At 63.1% G+C, this 21571-nt stretch carries 17 protein-coding genes; 10 read left to right on the forward strand and 7 right to left on the reverse strand.

Annotated features, from left to right (window positions below; all coding sequences use genetic code 11):
• The first annotated feature begins 11 nt into the window (after positions 1 to 11).
• The 10 genes from ACMQ11_RS10430 to ACMQ11_RS10475 all read left to right on the forward strand — a co-directional run bounded on the left by ACMQ11_RS10430 (position 12) and on the right by ACMQ11_RS10475 (position 12491).
• Positions 12 to 3719, forward strand: coding sequence for a phosphoribosylformylglycinamidine synthase (locus ACMQ11_RS10430; protein ID WP_418992712.1), 3708 nt, complete (start codon positions 12 to 14; stop codon positions 3717 to 3719).
• 30 nt (positions 3720 to 3749) lie between these two features.
• Complete coding sequence (purC, locus tag ACMQ11_RS10435; protein ID WP_418992713.1) at positions 3750 to 4466, forward strand: phosphoribosylaminoimidazolesuccinocarboxamide synthase; 717 nt, start codon at positions 3750 to 3752, stop codon at positions 4464 to 4466.
• A gap of 1 nt (position 4467) precedes the next feature.
• Positions 4468 to 5883: an amidophosphoribosyltransferase gene (gene purF / locus ACMQ11_RS10440; RefSeq protein ID WP_418992714.1), complete on the forward strand. Its 1416-nt coding sequence runs from the start codon at positions 4468 to 4470 to the stop codon at positions 5881 to 5883.
• Between the two features lie 15 nt (positions 5884 to 5898).
• Positions 5899 to 6924, forward strand: a complete 1026-nt coding sequence (purM, locus tag ACMQ11_RS10445; protein ID WP_418992715.1) for a phosphoribosylformylglycinamidine cyclo-ligase — start codon at positions 5899 to 5901, stop codon at positions 6922 to 6924.
• Between the two features lie 4 nt (positions 6925 to 6928).
• The gene (purN, locus tag ACMQ11_RS10450; protein ID WP_418992716.1) at positions 6929 to 7495 is read left to right on the forward strand and encodes a phosphoribosylglycinamide formyltransferase; all 567 of its coding nucleotides are present in this window, start codon (positions 6929 to 6931) and stop codon (positions 7493 to 7495) included.
• Positions 7488 to 7907: a pyridoxamine 5'-phosphate oxidase family protein gene (locus ACMQ11_RS10455; RefSeq protein ID WP_418992717.1), complete on the forward strand. Its 420-nt coding sequence runs from the start codon at positions 7488 to 7490 to the stop codon at positions 7905 to 7907. Before purN ends, ACMQ11_RS10455 begins: the two co-directional genes overlap by 8 nt.
• A gap of 2 nt (positions 7908 to 7909) precedes the next feature.
• Positions 7910 to 9439 (forward strand): bifunctional phosphoribosylaminoimidazolecarboxamide formyltransferase/IMP cyclohydrolase, encoded by a 1530-nt coding sequence (gene purH, locus ACMQ11_RS10460; protein ID WP_418992718.1) that lies wholly within the window; start codon positions 7910 to 7912, stop codon positions 9437 to 9439.
• A 116-nt stretch (positions 9440 to 9555) separates the two neighbouring features.
• Positions 9556 to 10800 (forward strand): phosphoribosylamine--glycine ligase, encoded by a 1245-nt coding sequence (gene purD, locus ACMQ11_RS10465; RefSeq protein WP_418992719.1) that lies wholly within the window; start codon positions 9556 to 9558, stop codon positions 10798 to 10800.
• Positions 10801 to 10833: 33 nt separating this feature from the next.
• A complete protein-coding gene (folD, locus tag ACMQ11_RS10470) occupies positions 10834 to 11691 on the forward strand; it encodes a bifunctional methylenetetrahydrofolate dehydrogenase/methenyltetrahydrofolate cyclohydrolase FolD (protein ID WP_418992720.1) in 858 nt (285 codons plus the stop codon).
• A gap of 167 nt (positions 11692 to 11858) precedes the next feature.
• Entirely contained in the window at positions 11859 to 12491 is a 633-nt protein-coding gene (locus tag ACMQ11_RS10475; protein ID WP_418992721.1) for a class I SAM-dependent methyltransferase, read from the forward strand.
• A gap of 171 nt (positions 12492 to 12662) precedes the next feature.
• Here the strand turns inward: ACMQ11_RS10475 and ACMQ11_RS10480 are convergent, their stop codons facing one another.
• The 7 genes from ACMQ11_RS10480 to ACMQ11_RS10510 all read right to left on the reverse strand — a co-directional run bounded on the left by ACMQ11_RS10480 (position 12663) and on the right by ACMQ11_RS10510 (position 21542).
• The gene (locus ACMQ11_RS10480) at positions 12663 to 14042 is read right to left on the reverse strand and encodes a GNAT family N-acetyltransferase (RefSeq protein WP_418992722.1); all 1380 of its coding nucleotides are present in this window, start codon (positions 14040 to 14042) and stop codon (positions 12663 to 12665) included.
• Positions 14035 to 15927 carry an LTA synthase family protein gene (locus tag ACMQ11_RS10485; protein WP_418992723.1) on the reverse strand — a complete coding sequence of 631 codons (1893 nt, stop codon included), beginning with the start codon at positions 15925 to 15927 and terminating at the stop codon, positions 14035 to 14037. The genes ACMQ11_RS10480 and ACMQ11_RS10485 overlap by 8 nt, the downstream gene beginning before the upstream one ends.
• Before the next feature lie 76 nt (positions 15928 to 16003).
• Positions 16004 to 16858 carry a carboxylating nicotinate-nucleotide diphosphorylase gene (nadC, locus tag ACMQ11_RS10490; RefSeq protein ID WP_418992724.1) on the reverse strand — a complete coding sequence of 285 codons (855 nt, stop codon included), beginning with the start codon at positions 16856 to 16858 and terminating at the stop codon, positions 16004 to 16006.
• An 8-nt stretch (positions 16859 to 16866) separates the two neighbouring features.
• Positions 16867 to 17319, reverse strand: a complete 453-nt coding sequence (locus ACMQ11_RS10495; RefSeq protein ID WP_418992725.1) for a hypothetical protein — start codon at positions 17317 to 17319, stop codon at positions 16867 to 16869.
• A gap of 12 nt (positions 17320 to 17331) precedes the next feature.
• Positions 17332 to 19641, reverse strand: coding sequence for a TonB-dependent receptor (locus tag ACMQ11_RS10500; protein ID WP_418992726.1), 2310 nt, complete (start codon positions 19639 to 19641; stop codon positions 17332 to 17334).
• 116 nt (positions 19642 to 19757) lie between these two features.
• Entirely contained in the window at positions 19758 to 20231 is a 474-nt protein-coding gene (gene rlmH / locus ACMQ11_RS10505) for a 23S rRNA (pseudouridine(1915)-N(3))-methyltransferase RlmH (protein WP_418992727.1), read from the reverse strand.
• Positions 20232 to 20234: 3 nt separating this feature from the next.
• Positions 20235 to 21542 (reverse strand): glycoside hydrolase family 2 TIM barrel-domain containing protein, encoded by a 1308-nt coding sequence (locus ACMQ11_RS10510; protein WP_418992728.1) that lies wholly within the window; start codon positions 21540 to 21542, stop codon positions 20235 to 20237.
• Between the last annotated feature and the right edge of the window lie 29 nt (positions 21543 to 21571).

A 21571-nucleotide genomic window follows, 5' to 3' on the forward strand; every position in this document is an offset into this window, starting at 1 on the left:
AACAAGATAAAATGAAGAATTACCGCATTTTCGTTGAGAAACGTCCCCGCTTCCGGGTCGAGGCCGAGAGCCTGCGCCGCGAGTTGAATGCCAACCTCGATCTGGACATCCGCGAGCTCAGGCTGCTCAATGTCTACGACCTGTTCGGATTTTCGGAAGAGCTGCTCGAAAAGAGCCGCTACACGGTTTTCGGCGAGGTGGTGACCGATACGGTGTCCGAGACGTGCTGTCTGGCGAACTGCCGCTACCTGGCCGTGGAGTACCTGCCCGGGCAGTTCGACCAGCGGGCCGCTTCGGCCGTCGACTGCGTGCGGCTGATCGACCAGGCGGCCGACGTGGCGATCCGTTCGTCGAAACTCATCGTTTTCGACGACGGGGTGACCGACGAGCAGCTTGCGAAGATCAGGCGCTACTGCATCAACGCCGTCGAGTCGCGCGAAAAGGATCTCTCGCAGCTCACACGGATGGAGCAGGCCGAGGTGAAGCCCGTCGAGGTGCTCGAGGGCTTCCGCGAAATGCAGGATTCCGAGCTGGACGCCTACTGCAAGCGGCAGGGACTGGCGATGAACGGCGACGACCTCGGGGAGGTGGTGCGCTATTTCCGCGCGGAGGGACGCGACCCGTACGAGACCGAACTGCGGATTCTGGACACCTACTGGAGCGACCATTGCCGCCATACGACCTTTACCACCTGCCTGGAGGGCATCTCGGTCGAAGAGTCGTTCGTCAAGGACGAGATCGAGGATTCGCTGGCGCTCTACCTGCGCATCCGCCGCGAACTGGGCCGCGAGCACAAGAGCGTCTGTCTGATGGACATCGCCACGATCGGGGCGCGCTACCTGCGGAAGCGGGGGCTGCTCGACGACCTGGAGGTCTCGGACGAGAACAACGCCTGCTCGGTCTATGTGGACGTGGAGGTGGACGGACGGAGCGAAAAGTGGCTGCTGCAATTCAAGAACGAAACCCACAACCACCCCACGGAGATCGAGCCGTTCGGCGGCGCTTCGACTTGTCTGGGCGGCGCCATCCGCGACCCGCTGTCGGGACGCAGCTACGTCTACCAGGCCATGCGCGTCACGGGGGCCGGCAACATCTGGCAGCCCGTTTCGGAGACCCTCGCCGGGAAACTGCCCCAGAGCGTCATTTCGAAAAAGGCCGCCGCGGGCTATTCGAGCTACGGCAACCAGATCGGGCTGGCCACGACCCATGTGCGTGAGATTTACCATCCGAACTACGTGGCCAAGCGGCTCGAGGTCGGTGCCGTGGTCGGTGCCGTAAAAGCTGCGAACGTGCGCCGCGAGCGCCCCGAGCCGGGCGACAAGATCATTCTGCTGGGCGGCCGGACGGGCCGCGACGGCATCGGAGGCGCAACGGGCTCTTCGAAGGAGCACGACGCCCGCTCGCTCGAGACGTGCGGCAGCGAGGTGCAGAAAGGCAATGCCCCCGAGGAGCGGAAACTGGAGCGCCTGTTTCGCCGTGAGGAGGTGACGCGCCTCATCAAGAAATCCAACGATTTCGGGGCGGGCGGCGTAAGCGTGGCCATCGGCGAACTGGCCGACGGACTGGACATCTATCTGGACCGGGTGCCGGTGAAATACAGCGGGCTGAACTCCACCGAACTGGCCATCAGCGAGTCGCAGGAGCGCATGGCCGTGGTCGTCGAGGCCGCGGACGTCGAGCGCTTCATGGCATATTGCCGCGAGGAGAACATCGAGGCGGTCGAGGTGGCCGACGTGACGGACACGGCGCGCATGCGCATGTTCAACCGCGGCCGCAAAGTCGTGGACCTCAGCCGCGAGTTCATCGACAGCGCCGGAGCGAAGCACTACGCCGAAGCCCGGATCGGCGCCGTGGAGGAGCGCGATCCGTTCACCCGCGAGGTCGCGGGAGCAACTGTGGCCGAGCGCTTCGCTGCGAACCTCGGCGACGACAACGTGCTCTCGCAGCGGGGGCTGGTCGAAATGTTCGACTCGACGATCGGCCGCTCGACGGTGCTCATGCCGTTCGGAGGCCGCACGCAGCGCAGCGAGACGCAGGTTTCGGTGCAAAAACTCCCGGTGGACGGCTATACCGATACGGCCAGCATCATGGCTTTCGGTTACAACCCCTCTCTGGCCTCTTGGAGCCCCTACCACGGCGCGGCCTATGCAGTCGTGGAGGCGGCGGCCAAAGTGGTAGCAGCCGGGGCGCGGTACGAAAGGATGCGCTACTCCTACCAGGAGTATTTCGAGCGCATGACCCGCGACCCGCACTCGTGGGGCAAGCCGCTGAGTGCGCTGCTGGGTGCACTGAAGATGCAGGTTGAACTGGGCCTCCCCTCGATCGGGGGCAAGGACTCCATGTCGGGCACGTTCCAAGATATAAACGTTCCGCCGATGCTCATGGCGTTCGGCATCACCACGGTCGATGCTTCGCGGGTCATCTCGACCGACCTGAAAGCCCCCGGCCACCGCATTTACCTCGTGCGCCATACCCCCCGGGAGAACCGCATGCCCGACACGGCGCAGCTCAAGCGCAATTTCGCGCTGGTGAGCGACGGGATCGAATCGGGCCGGATCGTCGCGGCGTGGGCCATCGGTTTCGGCGGCATCGCAGAGGGCCTTGCGAAGATGGCTTTCGGAAACGAGGTCGGCGTCGAGGTGGCGATGGACGAGCGGAAACTATACGACTACGCCTGCGGCTCGATCCTCGTCGAGTGCGAGGGCGAACTGGAGGACGCGGCCGTCGAGCTGGTCGGCTTCACGGTCGCCGATCCGGCGCTGACGGTGGGCGGCGTGCGCATGCCGCTCGAGGAGCTCTACCGGGCCAATACCGAGCGGTTCGCGGCGGTCTACCCCGACAAGGGCATGAACCGGGCCGACGTGATGACCGCGGAGCCGGTTGCGCGGGCGTTCGCCTACGCGGGCGAAGCCATCGAGCATCCGGTGGTTTACATCCCCGTTTTCCCGGGCACCAACTGCGACTACGACACGGCCAAGGCGTTCCGCACGGCGGGTGCGCGGGTCGAGACGAGCGTGGTGTGCAACCTCGCGGGCGACGACATCCTGCGCTCGATCCGCGACATGTGGGAGCACCTCCGCCGGGCGCACATCCTGGTGCTCGCGGGCGGCTTCTCGGCGGGCGACGAGCCGGATGGGAGTGCCAAATTCATCGTCAACGTACTCAACAACCAGGATATTCAGGAAGAGGTGCACGCCCTGCTGGACCGCGGGGGCCTGATCCTCGGTATCTGCAACGGCTTCCAGGCGCTGGTCAAGTCGGGCCTGCTGCCCTACGGACGGCTGGGGATGGTGACCGAGGAGTCGCCGACCCTGTTCCGCAACGACATCAACCGCCACATCTCGCAGGTCGTCACCACGAGGGTGGCTTCGGTGAACTCGCCGTGGCTCGCGGGATTCCGCCCGGGCGACCTGCACGCCATCGCCGTCAGCCACGGCGAGGGCAAGTTCGTGGTGAGCGAGAAGATGGCCCGCGAACTGTTCGAGCGGGGCCAGGTGGCATTCCAGTACGCCGACGCTGCGGGAAATCCCACGGCCGAGGCTCCGATGAACCCCAACGGTTCGTCGTATGCCATCGAGGGCCTCCTCTCGCCCGACGGCCGCATCCTGGGCAAGATGGGCCACACCGAGCGCTACGAACGCAACCTGTTCCGGAACATCGCCGGGGAGAAAGAGCAGCCGCTGTTCCGCAACGCGGTAAACTATTTCAGAAAGAAGTAATATAATATAAAACTTTAAATTCCGTACACCATGAAACAGCTCGAAATGCTCTACGAGGGCAAGGCAAAACAGGTCTTCCGTACCGACGATCCCGACAAGATCATCATCCACTACAAGGATGCGGCCACGGCTTTCAACAACATCAAGAAAGCGACGATCGAAGGAAAGGGGCAGTTGAACAACGCCATTTCGACGATCATTTTCAAGGAGCTTCACAAGGCGGGCATCAAGACGCACTACATCGAGACGATCAACGACCGCGACCAGGTGTGCCGCCGTGTCGAGATCATTCCGCTGGAGATGATCGTGCGCAACACCATCGCCGGATCGATGGCCCAGCGCCTGGGCATCGAGGAGGGCACCAAGCCCGGGAACGTCATCTTCGACATCTGCTACAAGAAAGACGAGTTGGGCGACCCGCTCATCAACGACCACCACGCCGTGGCGCTCGGTGCCGCGACTTACGAAGAGCTGAACGAAATGTACGCCATGACGGCCAAGATCAACGAGGTGCTCAAGGGGCTCTTTGCGAAGATGAACATCAACCTCGTGGATTTCAAAATCGAGTTCGGCAAGACCTCGGACGGCGAGATCGTGCTGGCCGACGAGGTGTCGCCCGACACGTGCCGCCTATGGGACGCTACGACCAATGAGAAACTGGACAAGGACCGCTTCCGCCGCGACCTGGGCAAGGTGCGCGAGGCGTACGAGGAGATTCTGGCCCGGTTGCGGAAAATCACGGCATAACATGCTTCCGATCAGCGACAGAGAGATTCACGAGGAGTGCGGTGTGTTCGGCGTCTACGGGGTGCCCGACGCCGCATCGCTCACCTACTACGGCCTGCACGCTCTGCAACACCGCGGGCAGGAGGGGTGCGGCATCGTGAGTGTGGACGGAGGGGGCAAGCTGCACCGCATCAAGGGCGAGGGGCTCGTGACGGAGGTCTTCAACGAAGCCAATCTCGCAACGCTCGATGGCGCCATGGCCATCGGCCACGTGCGCTACACGACGGCGGGCGGCGGCGGTATCGAGAACGTGCAGCCGTTTCTGTTCCGCCACAACACGGGCGATTTCGCGCTGGCACACAACGGCAACCTGGTCAACTCGTCGCGCCTGCGCATGTACCTCGAAAACAAGGGAAGCCTTTTCCAGTCGTCGTCGGACAGCGAGATTCTGGCCCATCTGATAAAAAAGGAGACCAAGTACCACGACCGGCCGCGCATCCACGCCATCGTCGACGCACTGAACATGCTCGAGGGGGCGTTCGCGTTCGTCGTCATGACGGCCAACCGCATCTACGCCTGCCGCGACAAGTACGGGTTGAGGCCCCTTGCGATCGGGCGACTGGGCGACGGCTGGGTGGTGTCGAGCGAGACCTGCGCTTTCGATACGGTGGGCGCGGAGTTCGTGCGCGACGTGGAGCCGGGCGAGGTGGTCACCATCGACGACCACGGCCTGCGTTCGACCGACTACTCCATGTATAAGCGCCACCAGATGTGCGCGATGGAGTACATCTATTTCGCGCGCCCGGACAGCGACATCGAGGGGTGCAACGTCCACGCCTACCGCAAGGAGTCGGGGCGTCTTCTGTGGCAGGAGTCTCCCGCACCGGCCGACATCGTGGTCGGCGTGCCCGACTCGAGCCTCAGCGCCGCGATGGGATATGCCGAAGCGAGCGGACTGCCCTACGAAATGGGACTCATCAAGAACAAATACATCGGCCGCACGTTCATCCAGCCCTCGCAGGCCATGCGCGAAAAGGGCGTGCGGATGAAACTCTCGGCCGTGCGCACCATCGTTCGGGGCAAGCGCGTGGCGCTGGTCGACGATTCGATCGTGCGCGGAACCACCTCGCGGCGCATCGTGACGATGCTCAAGGAGGCCGGGGCCACCGAGGTGCACGTGCGCATCGCCAGCCCGCCGATGACCGATCCCTGCTTCTACGGCGTGGACACCTCGACCTACGACGAGCTGATCTCGGCCCGCAAGAGCGTCGAGGGGGTCCGCGAGGAGATCGGGGCCGATTCGCTGGCGTTCCTCTCCGAGGGGGCGCTCTACCGCGCCGGCAACCGGCGGGAGCTCTGCACGGCGTGCTTCACGGGCCGCTATCCCACGGCACTCTACACGGCCAAGGAAGAGGCGAACAAGGACGGAAAATTTTAGTAAAACATTAGAACAATGGCACAATCCTATGAAAAGGCCGGCGTGAACCTCGAAGCCGGATACGAGGTGGTGCGGCGCATCAAGAAACACGTCGCCTCGACGGCGCGGCCGGGCGTGATGGGCAACATCGGCGCATTCGGCGGCATGTTCGACCTCTCGGCCCTCCGGGTCGAGGAGCCGGTGCTCGTGAGCGGCACGGACGGCGTGGGCACCAAGCTCAAGCTGGCTTTCGAGATGGACAAGCACGACACGATCGGCATCGACGCCGTGGCCATGTGCGTCAACGACGTGCTGGCGCAGGGCGCCGAGCCGCTGGTGTTCCTCGACTACGTGGCCGTGGGCCGCAACGAACCCCAGAAGATCGAAGCCATCGTGGCGGGCGTCGCCGAGGGGTGCCGCCAGGCGGGCTGTGCCCTGGTGGGCGGCGAAACGGCCGAAATGCCGGGCATGTATGCCGAGGGCGAGTACGACATCGCGGGCTTCACGGTCGGCGTGGTCGAAAAGAAGAAGCTCATCGACGGACAGAAAGTCAAGGCCGGAGATGTGCTCGTGGGAATCGCGTCGAGCGGCGTGCACTCCAACGGCTTCAGCCTGGTGCGCAAGATCGTGGCGGACAATTGCCTCGACCTGCGCGACTCCTACCCCGAGCTGTCGAACAAGCAGCTGGGCGAGGTGCTGCTCGCGCCGACGAAGATCTACGTGAAGCAGGTCCTCGACGTGATCCGTCGGTGCGACGTGCATGGCATCAGCCACATCACCGGGGGCGGTTTCGACGAGAACATACCCCGCATCCTCGGCGAGGGGCAAGGGATCGAGATCGACGAGGGATCGTGGGAGATATTGCCCGTATTCCGCTTTCTGGAAAAGTACGGCCGGGTGGCCCACCGCGAGATGTTCAACATCTTCAACATGGGCATCGGCATGGTCATCGCGCTCGACCGTTCGGAGGCCGAAAAGGCCATCGGAATACTCACCGAGCAGGGCGAACGCGCCTCGGTCATCGGCCGCGTAACCGACACCGTGGGTGTCGTCATCCGCTGACACGATGCGTCGTCTCGCGGTCTTCGCCAGCGGTTCGGGCACCAATTTCGAAGCCATCGTCGCGGCCACGCAGCGGGGCGAACTGGATGCCCGTGTGGTTCTTTTGGTCTGCGACAAACCCGGGGCACGGGTCGTGGAGCGGGCCGCGGCGCATGGGGTCGAAACGTTCGTCTTCTCGCCGAAGGAGTACGCCTCCAAGGCCGAATACGAACGGCAGATCGTTCGCCGGCTCGATGACGCGGGCGTGGAGCTGGTCTGCCTGGCGGGCTACATGCGCATCGCGGGCGAAGTGCTCTTAGGAGCCTACGGCGGGCGGATCGTCAACATCCACCCCTCGCTGCTGCCGGCGTTCCGCGGCCGGGACGCCATCGGGCAGGCTTTGGAGTACGGTGTCAAGGTCTACGGCGTGACGATCCACCGGGTGGACGCGACGCTCGACGGCGGGCGGATCATCGCCCAGCGGGCGTTCGAATACGACGGCTGCGACCGCTCCGAACTGGAGGCGAAAATACATTCGGTGGAATACCCGCTTTACGTCGACACGATCAAAAAACTGATTCAGGATGAATAACGATTTGAAGCTGCTCGAAGAGCTTGTCCAGTCGCGCGACACGGCTTTCATAGCCTCGGTCGATACCGACGGTTTTCCCCGGATGAAAGCCATGCTGGCGCCGCGCGTGCGCGAGGGGCTGCGGGTCTTCTATTTCACGACCAACACCTCGTCGATGCGCGTGAGACACTACCGCCTCGATCCGCGGGCGTCGGTCTACTTTTGCGACGAGCAACAGTTCCGGGGGCTGCTGCTGACGGGCACTATGGAGGTGCTCGAAGACGCCGCCAGCCGGCGCCTTGTCTGGTGCGAGGGCGACGAGGAGTACTATCCCGCGGGCGTGGACGACCCCGACTACTGCGTCCTGCGGTTCACGGCCCGCGAGGGCAGGTATTATGAAAATTACCATTCGGAAAATATTGAAATAGCATAACGATGAGAGCATTAATCAGTGTAAGCGACAAGACGGGCGTGGTGGAGTTTGCCAGGGGCCTGCGCGCCCTGGGCTGGGAGGTGATCGCCACGGGCGGCACGATGAAACTGCTGCGCGAGAGCGGGGTGGAGGTAATCGGCATCAGCGACGTGACGGGATTCCCCGAGATATGCGACGGCCGCGTGAAGACCCTGCATCCGGCCGTGCACGGCGGACTGCTGGCCCGCCGCGACGACCCGAACCACGTCGAAGCCTTGCGGGAGAACGGGATCGAGTTCATCGACCTGGTGTGCGTCAACCTCTACCCGTTCCGGGAGACCATCTCCAAGCCGGAGGTCGGGATGGAGGACGCCATCGAAAACATCGACATCGGCGGCCCCTCGATGCTGCGCTCGGCGGCCAAGAACTGGGCCGACGTCACGGTGGTGTGCGATCCGGCGGATTATGTGCAGATTCTCTCGGAGATCGGCGCCGGAGGCAACACCGAAAAACCCACGCGCCTGCGTCTCTCGGCCAAGGCCTACACCCATACCGCCCAATACGACACGATGATCGCCGGCTGGATGCGCGAACGGGCCGGGCTGAATGAAAAGCTCTTTCTGGAGTTCGACCTCGTGCAGTCGCTGCGCTACGGCGAAAACCCCCACCAGTCGGCTCGCTTCTACCGCGAGGCCCGGGAGGTGCCCTACTCGCTGGCATTCGCCCGCCAGCTCAATGGCAAGGAACTCTCTTATAACAATATACAGGATGCCAACGCTGCACTCTCCATCGTGCGCGAGTTCGACCGTCCGTTCTGCGTGGGGCTCAAGCACATGAACCCCTGCGGCGCGGCCGAGGGGACGGACGTGGCGGAGGCGTGGCGCAAGGCCTACGAAGCCGACCCGGTTTCGATCTTCGGCGGCATCGTGGCGGTCAACCGCACGCTGACGCGCAAGGCTGCGGAGCTGATGAAGCCCGTTTTTCTGGAGATTATCATGGCCCCCGGGTTCGAGGAGGGGGCGCTGGAGGTGCTCCGCACGAAGAAGAACCTGCGCCTGCTGGAGGTGAAGATGGAGCGCGGTGCGGCCGATCCCGCGCAGTATGTGAGCGTCAACGGCGGCTTGCTGGTCCAGGACCTCGATGTGGAGACCAAACCCGTCGCGGCCGGGATGTGCGTCACGGCGTGCAAGCCCTCGCCGGAGCAGCTCGCCGACCTCGATTTCGGCTGGCGGATCGTCAAGCACGTCAAGTCGAACGCCATCGTGGTCGTGAAAGACGGCCGCACGCTGGGCGTGGGTGCGGGGCAGATGAACCGCATCGGTTCGGCCCGCATCGCCCTTGAAGAGGCGCGAGCCGCCGGCTTCACCTCGGGGCTGGTGCTGGCCTCAGACGGCTTCTTCCCGTTCGATGACTGCGTGACGCTGGCCGCGGAGTACGGCGTCGAGGCCATCGTGCAGCCCGGCGGGTCGGTGCGCGACGAGGATTCGGTCCGCAAGGCCAACGAGGTCGGGATTGCGATGCTCTTCACCTGGGAGCGCCATTTTAAGCATTAGGTGAAAATTGAAAGGTGAAAGGTGAAAAGCCAAAGTGTCATTAACTTTTCACTTTTACCTTTCAATATGAACCATGTATTGTAACCTTTCACATTTCACCTTTCACTTTTCACATTATGAAAGTTTTGGTTATCGGTAGCGGCGGCCGCGAGCACGCCATTGTCGATGCGCTGGCACGCTCCGCGCAGGTCGGGAAAATCTGGTGTGCGCCCGGCAATGCGGGGATCGCCCGGCAGGCCGAGTGCGTCGCAATCGGCGACACGGAGGTGGAAAAGCTGTGCGATTTCGCGCTCCGCAACGGGGCGGACCTCACGGTCGTGGGGCCCGAGTCGTCGCTGGCGGCGGGCGTCATCGATCGGTTCCGCGAGGCGGGGCTGCGGATTTTCGGTCCCACGAAAGCCGCCGCGCGGATCGAGTCGAGCAAGGAGTTCGCCAAGCAGCTCATGGCAAAATACGCCATTCCGACCGCGGGTTTCCGTGCATTCGCCGACTACGCCGAAGCGCTCGCCTATGTCTCGGCACGTCCCTTTCCGGCCGTGCTCAAGTACGACGGGCTGGCTGCCGGCAAGGGGGTGGTGATCGCCGGGACGCTGACCGAGGCCGAGGCCGCTCTGCGCGACATGCTGCTCGAAGACAAGTTCGGCGCGGGCAAGGTCGTTGTCGAGGACTACCTCGAAGGCCCCGAGTTCTCGTTCATGTGCTTCGTCTCGGGCAGCCGCGTGTGGCCGATGGTGCTGGCGCAGGACCACAAGCGGGCCTGCGACGGCGACCGGGGCCCCAACACGGGCGGCATGGGCGCCTATTCGCCGCTGCCGTTCATCACGGCCGAGGACGAGCAGTTTGCCCTGGAGCGGATCATGCAGCCCGCGGCCGACGCGATGGTCGCCGAGGGGTGTCCGTTCGAGGGGGTGCTGTACGGCGGGCTGATGAAGACCGCGCGGGGCATCGAGGTCATCGAGTTCAACGCCCGCTTCGGCGATCCCGAAACCGAGGTGGTGCTGCCGCGCCTCAAGAGCGACATCGCGGATATTTTCTGCGCCGTGGCCGATGGATGCGATGCGCAGATCGAGTGGCACGACTTCGCCACGCTGGGCATCGTGCTGGCATCGAAAGGCTATCCGGGAACGTATGAGAAAGGCTGCGAAATCGGTGGGCTGGATGAGATGGAGTGCACGGTTTACCACATGGGCACCCGCACCGAAGACGGACGGGTGGTCACGGCCGGCGGGCGCGTGCTGTTCGTCGTCGGGCGCGGGAGCACGCTTGAGGAGGCGCGGGCCGAGGCCCTGCGCAACGTCGCCCGCATCCGCTGTGAAAACCTCTTTCACCGCACAGACATCGGACACAGGGCGTTCGAGTAAATCACAATTCTAAATTCAATATCTATCGTCTGCATGGCAGCAATTATCAGCGGAAAAGAGCTTTCGGCCCGGTTGAAGGCCGAGATGGCGGCACAGGTCGCAACCTTTCCCACCAAATACGGACGCGTACCCCACCTGGCGGTCATTCTGGTGGGCGAGGACCCCGGAAGCGTCTCCTACGTTACCGGTAAGGCCAAGGCTTCGGCCGAGGTGGGCATTCGCAATACGACGTTGCGGCGCCCGGAGTCGATCACTGAGGCCGAGCTGCTCGGTCTGATCGCCGAACTGAACGCCGATCCCGGCGTCGACGGGATTCTGGTGCAGCTGCCGCTGCCCCGGCATATCGACGAAGAGCGCGTGATCGCCGCCATCGACCGCACGAAGGACGTGGACGGTTTCCACCCGATGAACGTGGCGTCGCTCTGGCAGAAACAGGCCTGCACGCTCCCCTGCACGCCCAAGGGGATCATCAAGATGCTCAAAACCGCGGGTGTTGAGATCGCAGGCCGCGAAGCCGTAGTCATCGGCCGCAGCAACATCGTGGGCCTGCCCGTAGCGAAATTGCTTCTGGATGAGAATGCCACGGTGACGATGACCCACAGCCGCACGCGTGACCTGGGGGAGGTGACGCGCCGGGCCGATATTCTGGTCGTGGCGATCGGACGCCCCAAATTCGTGACGGCAGACATGGTGCGCGAGGGTGCCGTGGTGATCGACGTGGGCGTCAACCGCGATCCCGAGACGGGCCGGTTGTGCGGCGACGTCGACTATGCCGCCGTGGAGCCCAAGGCCGCGGTTATCACCCCCGTGCCGGGCGGTGTCGGGCCGATGACGATCTGCTGCCTGATGGAGAATACGATCGAATGTTTCCTTGCCCGGATCGAGAGGTAGCAAAATAGCACCCTTTTTTCGTCGGCGGGTGCGATTTTTAACTCCCGGTTGCGGATTTGGAACAATTATTCCTATATTTGCACATTGGACGGATTTGTCTGTGCAAAGGTTGTAAGTGTGTAGCGGGTGGGCGCAAAATTCGCCGCAGTCCAAAAGTATCGGAACATATGGGAAACAAACCATCAAACAAATTCGGCTGGAGCGACGAAAATGCGCCGTTCTACCAGAAATACCTCCTGCCCGCTTTCGAGGAGTACTTGCCCGACCCTGCTCCCGATACGGCGCTTCTGGACGTAGGCTGCGGCAACGGCTATTTTGCCAATTATCTGATTTCAAAAGGATATGACGCCTATGGCGTGGATATTGCCGAGGACGGCATCCTCATCGCCAACCGCAAGAATCCCGGCCATTTCTTCGTCAACGACGTCGAGACGGACAGCCTGCCCGCTCCGCTGCGCATGGCTTCCGTGAAGATCGTCGTTTCGATGGAGGTGATCGAACACCTCTACCATCCGCGGGCGTTCGTCGAGCACGTGCGCCGCATCCTGGCGGCCAACGGCGGTGGAATTTTCATCCTCTCGACGCCCTACCACGGCTATATCAAAAACTTTTTCATCTCCATCATCGGCAAGTGGGACTACCACTGGAGTGTCCTGTGGGAGGGCGGTCACATCAAATTCTGGTCGGAGCGGACTATGACCCGCCTGCTGACCGAAGCGGGCTTCCGCAAGGTAGAGATCCGGGGCGTGGGGCGCTTCCCCTACCTCTGGCGCCACATGGTCATCCGGGCCGAACTGTAACCCGCTTAAGAAGCGGGTGATTTGGGCATTCGTGGGATCTGCCGCTCTCGTTCCTGCTCCGTGCTCCCTGCCCGCTTAGGAAGCGGGTGATCGGGGCAGTGGGAGGTTTGCTGCTTTCAATCCTGTCCCGTGCTTCCCGCCCCGCTTAAGAATTTTGCGGTTGCGGGATCACTATTTCGAGAATGTGCAGGTGAGCTTTTCGGGCAGCGGCCCGGCCGGGTCGCGCCGCCAGACCATGGCCCGGTCGCGTTCGGAGTCCCCCGTGCCGAAATCGAACCCGTCCTCCGAGTTGAACGCCACCGGGACGGAACCCCCGAATCCGAATTTGGAATAAAATCCGTGCAGCCACTCCTCGCTGGGGATCAGCAGAGCGGCATCGTCACCGCGTTCCTCGATGATACGCATCGCTTCGCGCATAAGCCCCTGCGCCAATCCCCGATTGCGGAACGCCGGATCGGTCGCTACGCCGTAGACGTAGGTCGTGCGGCCCAGTTCGCTTCGGAACGGCAGCAGATGCAGCATGGCAGCCGTGCGTCCCTCGTACCGGGCCGTGAGCATGCGCCGGCGGCTGTAATAGCGGATGAGGAACGAATCGATGAACTGCTCGTCGTCGTCGAACGCCGCCTGCCACAGCTCCTTGCAGGCGATCTCGTCCGGATGCAGGCGGATGGCCGTGAACTTGTGCGCGATCGAGACGGGGTGGTAGGAGAGCTTGGCCCGGCGGAGCCCCTCCAGCCCGAGGTCCTCCTCGCGGTTGATGAGGGTGAAGTGTGCGGGCAAGTGCTGCGCGAAGAGCTTGTTGATGATCGTGAAAGCGCCGTCGTAAGCCGTGTCGGCCTTTTCGACATGGGTGTCGAACGTGTGGTCGTTGACCGCCGAACCGTAGGTAAACGCCACCAGGCGGTCGCCGACGTAGATGCAGCCTCCCAGCATGCCCAGCTCCTCGAAGTGGTCGAACGCCCGCTGCATGGCCCGCTGCTCGGCGCACAGCTCCGAGGTGTGTCCCTCGTGCTCGCGCCGCCACCGGGCTTCGAGGTCCATGCACGCGGCGAAACGGTCGGGTGTCAGCGGCTCGTAGCGGTAGTCGGGGTATTCGGCCGTGAAGCGGTTGATGTGGTTGCGCTTGGGCTGGAAGCGGCGGCCCGGGAGGTTCCGCAGGTCGTCGGCCGAGTAGATGTAGTCCTCCAGCGCGCGGTCCGATTCGAATGCGAACTGCCCCGCGTGCATCCCCCGGATCATCTCGCGGCCCCGGTCGGTGAGGCCGATGATCCGCAGCCGCTGCCCGTGGGCGTGGGCGTCCTCCGCAAGACAGGGAATGATCGGTGCGAAATCGCCCGTGCCGACCGGCTGCATGTAGCCGATCTTCTCGCCGCCGCCGATCTGGAAACGGATCACAAGAAAGCCCTCGATCACCGCCCAAGCGCTGTGGTACATGGCCTGCCAGCAAAACATGTTGGCGAAAGCCAGGTCGCAGTTGGTGATGCCGCTGGGCATGGTATGGCGTTCGATGGCCTGCCGGTCTTCGAGACGCACGGGTTTGAACTCAATCATCGACTGTGTAATTCTTGCTTTCCACGTGGGCATAATACTGCTGCACGAAAGCCTGCAACCGTTGTGCCGCGGAGCCGGAAACGGTGTCCGCGGGAGCGTTCTCGTCTACAACTACGACCCCGTCGCCGGTCAGGGCCCGGAACTGTCCGTCGTAGGAGACCGACCAGCGGGGGCGCTGCGGTTCGTTCAGCACGTCGCGGCCGAAAGCGAAATAAGGCTTTCGATTGCCTACGAGCCCCAGGACGGTGGGCATGATGTCGATCTGCTGTACGACCTCCTCGACCCCCCCCCGCAGTATGCCGTCGGGCGTGTACATGAACCCGATAATGTGCATGTTGCCGGGGTATTCGCGGGTTTCGGGCGCGAATTTCTCGCTCGATACGTGGTCGGCCACGAAGACGAACAGGGTGCGGCGGAACCACTCCTCCCGGCCGAAGCGGTCGAAAAAGAGACGGAACGCTTGGTCGTCGTAGGCGACGCCCTTGTGGATTTTGGTGTACCCGTCGGGCAGCGTGTCTGCGTATTTCTCGGGTACGACGAACGGGTGGTGCGAGGAGAGGGTGAAGAGGGCTGCGAAGAACGGTTGGGGCGTTTGGGAAAGCTCCTCGCCCATGAATTGCAGGAACTCCTCGTCCCAGATACCCCAGTAGCCGTCGAAATCGCCGGTGCCGTGCCGCGCTTCGTAGTCCTCGCGGCTCAGGAGCCGCTCGATGCCCGCTGAACGGGCGTAGGCGCCGAAGCCCATCGAACCCCGTTCGGAGCCGCAGAAGAAAGCGGTCGAGTAGCCCCTCTCGCGGAGCATGGCGGGCAGCTGGCGGCTCGGTCCGATCGACTGGGGCATCAGCACGAACGGGGTTCGCAGCGAAGGAATGCTGCCCAGCACGGCGGGCATGGCCTGGATCGAACGGGTGCCGTTGGCATACATGCGGCGGAACGTGAATCCCTCGCGCATGAGCGAATCGAGAAAGGGGGTGAAACCCTGCTGCTCGCGGCCGGCATAGAGTGCGGGCATGAGGTAGGCCGAGTGCTCGGCAGACATGCTTTCCATAATGAAAACCACCACGTTGCGGTTACCCAGATCGACCGCCGGCTGTGCGGCGGGATAGTGTAGGGGCGTGAAGAGCCGGGGCAGATCCTCCGCGGAGAAGTATTTTCGGTAGCGGACGCTTCCGGCGCTGCCGACGGTCCGCAGGATGCAGAACGGGTTGCTCAGAATGAGGTTGGCCTTGCCGATGTCGGCGGTGTAGAGTGAGGCATTTGAGAGGGTGATGGGGCGCGTCATGCGCGTGAAGCCGCCCCGCATGCCGCCGATGCACAGGCCGGCCGCCAGGGCCAGCACAAGGGTGTTGAGCGGGTAGTAGAGCCATCCGCTGCGCAACATGCTCTCACACCGGATGCGGCGGCCGAAGCCACGGACCAGCACCGCTGTCAGCAGCGCCGCAACCGGAACGAGGAACCAGTTTTCGAGGAGAAACTTGCCGGCTAACTGCAACGAATTGGCGTTATCGGCGAAGAAAAACTCGTCGGCCGTGAAGCGTTTTTGCGTGTAGCGGAAATAGACCGCATCGGCGAGGTTGAGTGCCACGACAAGCAGGCCGTTCACTACCACGTAATACCAGAAGAGGACATTCTGATACCACTGCCGGCAGCGAATGCGCAGCGGCAGCAGCGACAGGAGGATGAAAAGGCCGTCGGCGTAAATCACCGAGGCGGTGTCGAATTGCAGCGCGCCGGTCAGCAGCTGCCCAAGTTCGCTCCATGCAACGGGCCCCAACAGGCGGGCGTTGTAGAGATAAAAGACGACCCGGCAGCCCATCAGCACGGCATAGAGCAGTGCGATGCGCCGCAGCAGCAACGCCAGCGGAGTGTGGAGGATGCGTTTCATGGGGCGGGAAAATTGCGTGCGGGACCGCCCGCCGGGAGCCGCTTCGTACGGCTCGGCGCGCAACGGTCCGTAAGCGTTATTCGCAGGCCTTAAGCGACATGTCGAGCGAACGGATCTGGTGCGTCAACGCTCCGACCGAGATGAAATCGACGCCGCATTCGGCGTATTCGCGCAGGGTGTCGAGCGTGATGCCGCCGCTCGATTCGGTTTCGCAGCGTCCGGCGACCTTTTCCATGGCGCGGCGTGTCATTTCGGGCGTGAAATTGTCAAACATGATGCGGTCCACGCCCCCTGCGGCGAAGACCTCGTCGATATCCTCGAGCGAGCGGACCTCGCACTCGATGGGGAGCTGCTTGCCCCGGGCGGCGAGGTAGTCGCGGGTGCGGGCGATCGCCGCGCGGATGCCGCCCGCAAAGTCGATGTGGTTATCTTTCAGCAGGATCATGTCGAAGAGACCCATTCGGTGGTTCTCGCCGCCGCCGATCTTCACGGCCATCTTGTCCAGCACGCGCATGCCGGGCGTGGTCTTGCGGGTGTCCAATACGCGGGTGTGCAGCCCCTCGAGCCGCGCGACATAGACCGCGGTTTGGGTCGCCACGCCGCTCATGCGCTGCATGATATTGAGCAGGATGCGCTCGGCTTGCAGGAGCGATTGCAGGCGCCCCGAGACGTAGAACGCCACGTCGCCCGGCTTCACCCGGGCGCCGTCATCGAGCAGCTGTTCGAACCGCATCGCGGGGTCGAGGCGGTGCAGTACCAGCTGTGCAATCTCGACGCCCGCGAGGACGCCCTCCTGCTTGCACAAGAGACGCATGCGTCCGTGCGCTTCGGCGGGGATGCAGGCCAGGGAGGTGTGGTCGCCGTCGCCGAGGTCCTCCTCGATCGCCAGTTCGATCAGTTCGTCGACGAAAGGTTTGTATTCGGGTTTCATATCAGTGCTCAGTTTGTTTTGGTTCCGGTGTAAGAGACGTTGTAGTTCATGCAGACGAACGAGAGGGTAAGCCGGTTGCCGGTCGCCGTGCCTTGCAGGTCGGTGACCTTGCGCTCGTCCATCGGACGCGAACCGTAGTAGGGGATCAGCTCGGGTGCCGAGAGGGTCACGCCGCCCTCCGTGGAGCGGAAGCCGATGCCGGGGAAGATCATGTCGATGGCCATCGGCATGCCGGGAAACTGCATGTTGTGGATCAACATCGTCAGCGTGCCGTCGTCCGCGTTTTTCAGGTCGAACGACACGTGGTCGAAAGCGTAGGTCTTCGACGGATCGTCGATCGAGATCATGGAGAGCGTACCCGTGTAGCCTATTTCGGTGTTGAACGGAGGTTCGTTCTCCGTGTCGCACCCCGTGCTGAAGAGGGCCGTGAAGAGCAGAGCGAATGCGAGTAGGTTTTTCATGCGAGACTATTTTTATATGTTTATATTCAGGGTAATGCCGAGCGTGCGGGGACGTCCGCGCTGCACGAAGCTGTTGCCGATGGATTTGAAATGGAACACGTCGTACGTGCGGCCCGCGAGGTTGCGGCCCCACAGATCGATCGAGTAGCGGGCATGCTCGATGCGCACCGAGGCGTCCACGAGGGTGTAGAATGGCTGCGAGAGGGTGTTGCGTTCGTCCCACCAGATGCGGCCTGCGCTGCGGATGCCCGCACGCAGCACGACGTCGCCCAGCCACGTCGTGCCCGTGGGAATCGTCCAGCTCGCCCCGGCCGAAAGGGTCTGTGCGGGGGCGTAGGGTATGCGGTTGCCCTTGTAATCGACGCGGACCGGCTCCCCGGCCTCGCTGCGGTCGGTGGTTGCGAACCGGACGAACCGGGCGTCGGTGTAACCGTAGGCGGCGTTGAGGTCGAGGTTGCGCCAGGGCGAGATTTGCAGGGAGAGCTCGCCGCCCAGCGAGCGCGTGCGTCCGGCGTTGGTCATCATGCGGCCCGTGGTCGTGCCCGGCGGAAAGACGGTGAGCTGCTGGTCGCGGCAGTCGATGTAGAAGAGTGCGAAATCGCCCCGCACGGCGCCGTCCATGCACGAAAAATGGCTGCCCAGTTCGTAATTCCAGCTGTATTCGGGGTCGTAGCTCACCACCTCCGAAACATCGTATTTCGTCCCTACATGGAAAAAGTCTTTCATGATCTGCTGCTGGAGCACGTCCGAAAACATCTGGGTGTTGAACCCGCCCGCCTTGTACCCTTTCGATACCGAGAGGTAGAGGTTGCGCACCTCGTCGAAAGCGTAGAGCAGGGTGAATTTCGGGAGCAGTTCGGTGAACGAGCGGTGGAGCGTGCGGCTGTTGTCGATCCGGATGGGCTTGGTGTCGAGCAGTTCCCGCGTACCGTCTGCCAGCACCTTGTAGGTCTTGCATCCGGTGTCGGCCGTGTTCCGGTAGTTCAGCCGGGCGTATTCGTAGTCGAAGCGCAGGCCGGCCGTGAAGCGCCAGCGACCGGTCGCATAGGTCGATTCGTGGTAGAGCGCGCCTCCGGCCGTGGGGTTCCGAAAGCGGCTGCCCAACTCGAATTCATCGCTGTCCCAGACGTCGACATATTCGGGCGATATGGCATTTATGTGTTTGAGGATCAACTCCTCGATGCCCGTTTTCTTGAAGAGTACCGGGGCGTTCATCCGGCTGTGGCGGTAGAATCCGAACGCCCCGAACAGCCAGCCGTAGGCGCCCCGCCCGCGCGAGCGGAACACGAGGTCCTCGGTCAGCGTGTGCTCGGTGCGGGCCTGCGTGAGGGTGAAATAGCTCAGCGGCAGGAAATCCTGGTCGAGCGTCATGCAGTCGTCGGAGTACTGGTAACTGGTGATCGACGATACGGAGAACCGGGCCGCTTCGTAACGTATCGTCAGGCCGTCGCTTAGGTTCGTGCGGCGGTAGGAGGAGGGGTCGTTGTAGCCGATCTGTCCTTTGCCGAGAACGGTCTTGCCATCCAGCACGATCTCCTCGCCAATGTATGCGTAGGGATAGCCGCCCTGATCGAGCACCGAAAACGAGAGCGTGTTGTCGATCCCTACTCCTTTCGGGCTGCGCCACTGGATTTTCCAGCGTCCGCCGCCCAGGCGCTCCCAGTCGCACTTTTCACCCGTGGCGAGATTGTCGAAAAAGCCGTCCGTGCGGGTGTAGTAACCCGTCACGGCCATGCCCAGGCCGGGTTTGAGCAGGTAGTAGGACGAGGCGCGCAGGCGGTATGTGTCGCCCGAGCCGTATTCGGCCACAAGGCGCACGCCCTGGTATGCAAGCGGCGAAAGGGTATAGACGTTGATGACCCCGCCCATCGTGTTGCGGCCGTAGAGCGTCGACTGCGGGCCGCGCAGCACCTCGATCCGCTCGGCGTCGGCTAGCTCCGTGTCGTAGTTGTCCTTGTTCATCACCGGGACGTTGTCGACGTTGAGCCCCATGACGGGCTGGTCGATGCGGGCGCCCAGCCCCCGCACGTAGATCGACGAGGTCATGCGCGAACCGTAGTCCGGGGCGTGCAGGTTGGGGACACTATGAGAAAGGTCCTTGATCGCGCCGACGTGACCGCGTTCGATGGCGCGCTCGCCGACGATGGTCGAAGCCACGGGCTGGGAGCGCAGCACCCGACCCTGCTTGATGGCTGTTACCTGCACCTTGTCCACCACGATCGTCGTATCCGCGGCCGTCTCGTCCCCGGCCGCGTGGGCGGAAACGATGGCTGCGGCGGGGAGCAGCAGGACGGAGAGTATGTGCCGGATGCAAGTCTTCACGGGGTCGTTCTTCTGGGGTGCAAAGTAAGGGGTTTATTTCGATCCGTGCAACTCTTTCATGCCCGGGGAGGACGGATCGGGCGCGAAAAAACGGCTATGTCGGAAGCGGGCCGCATCTATTCGTGGTGGTAGGGTTCGTTCTGGAGGATGGTGAATGCGCGGTAGAGCTGTTCGGCGAAGAGGGCCCGCACGATCTGATGCGAAAAGGTCATGCGCGAGAGCGACAGGCGGCCGTCGGCGCGGGCGTAGACCTCCTCGGAGAAGCCGTAAGAGCCGCCGATCACCAGCACGAGCCGCTTCCGGCCGCTGTTGAGCCGCTTCTGCAACCACTGGGCGAACTCCACCGACCGCATCTGCTCGCCCCGTTCGTCGAGCACCACCACGCAGTCGCCCTCCGCAAGTTGTCGGAGAATGGCTTCGCCCTCGGCCGTGCGCTGCTGTTTGGGGGTCAGGCTGCGCGTGTTGCGCACGTCGGGCAGGAAGGTGATCGAGAACTTGCAGTAGAAATTCACGCGTCGGGCGTACATCTCCACCAGCGCGGCGACCTCTTTCGAATCGGTCTTCCCGATGACTATCAGTTCGATCGACATGCCTTACAGGTCGGTGTTCCACTCGCCGTCGGCTCCGGCATAGATCACCGGCCGCGACTTTTCCACCCCTTTGAGCCACTCGTAGGCCTTGTACATGTTGTATCCGTTGCCCGAATCGCCGCCCAGCGCGTAGGCGATCACCGAGGTGAAATTGCGCGAACGGTAGTACATGGCTTTCACCCGCTCGAGAAACTCCCCGGCCAGCGCCGGGTCGTTCGAGGGGGTGCCGCCGACGCGGCGGTCGTCGCGCTTTTCGGGCGCGTCGATGTTGGCCCGGTCGATCACGTAAAGGCCCAGTTCGTCGCACAGTTCGTAGAACCAGGCCGGCTGCGGATAGTCCGGAGCGATCGTATTCACACCTTTGGCTCTCAGGGCTTTGAGTTGCGTGAGGGTCGTCTTGCGGTCGGCCCCGGCGTTGTAGGTGGAAGCGTTGATTTTCAGCTCCTTACCCAGCCGCACGATCTTACCGTCGCGCAACTCCGTCTTGCCGAAGCCCACCCGCAGGGGCATGTACTCCTTGTAGGCGCCCTGGCGGCGCGAGAAGAGCATCACCCGGTAGAGCGGCGGATTCTTGGCCCCGGCCTCCCACTTGTTCTCGAAAGTGTGGTAGATGTAGGGGCGGAAGCGCACGGTATCCGTCGATCGGCCCGGAATACGGACCTCGACGATGTTGAAATCGAGCAGTTTGCCCTGCGGCGAATAAATGTCGTAGCCCACCTCGACGGGCTCTTCGTAATTAAAAGCGTTTTGGGCGATGATCCGCAGGTCCAGCACGCCGAAATTGCGGCCTGCGGAGTCGGGAACGAGTGCGATCTCGAAATCGCGGATCGAGCGTTTGTTCTGGTAGTAGAGGTAGCTGTTCTCGTAGGGGGTGCGTGCGACCGACGGGGCGTTGAGCTGCGCCCGTTGGCCGGGGTAGCGGATCAGCCGGATGGTGTTGGCGCCCTCGCGGATCGCGGGCGTGAGGAGGAATTCGGCGGGCGTGGCGTAGTCCTCGACCTTGCCCACCAGCGTGTCGTTCACCCAAAGCGCATAGGCCGAGGGGACGTTCTCGAGGTGCAGGTAGACTTCGCCGTCGGTCCAGACATAGGGTATTTCGATCCGGGCCTCGGCTAGCTCGCCCTCTCCGGTCGAAGCCAGCGTGCGGGGTGCAAAGTCGATTGTATGGCCCGAACCGGCGCGGTTGCGCGCCTCGGCGTCGTGGCGCGTATCGTAGGGGATCACCTCCGTGCGGTAGATGCGTCCGGCCTGTTGCGCTGCAACGGCGGCGGTGGCGAAGAGGGCGGCCGCAAGCAATATCGTTCGTTTCATCGTGTACATAAATATAGGTCGGACAAAGG

The organism is Alistipes sp. (assembly GCF_048465575.1).
Taxonomy (GTDB): Bacteria; Bacteroidota; Bacteroidia; order Bacteroidales; family Rikenellaceae; genus Alistipes.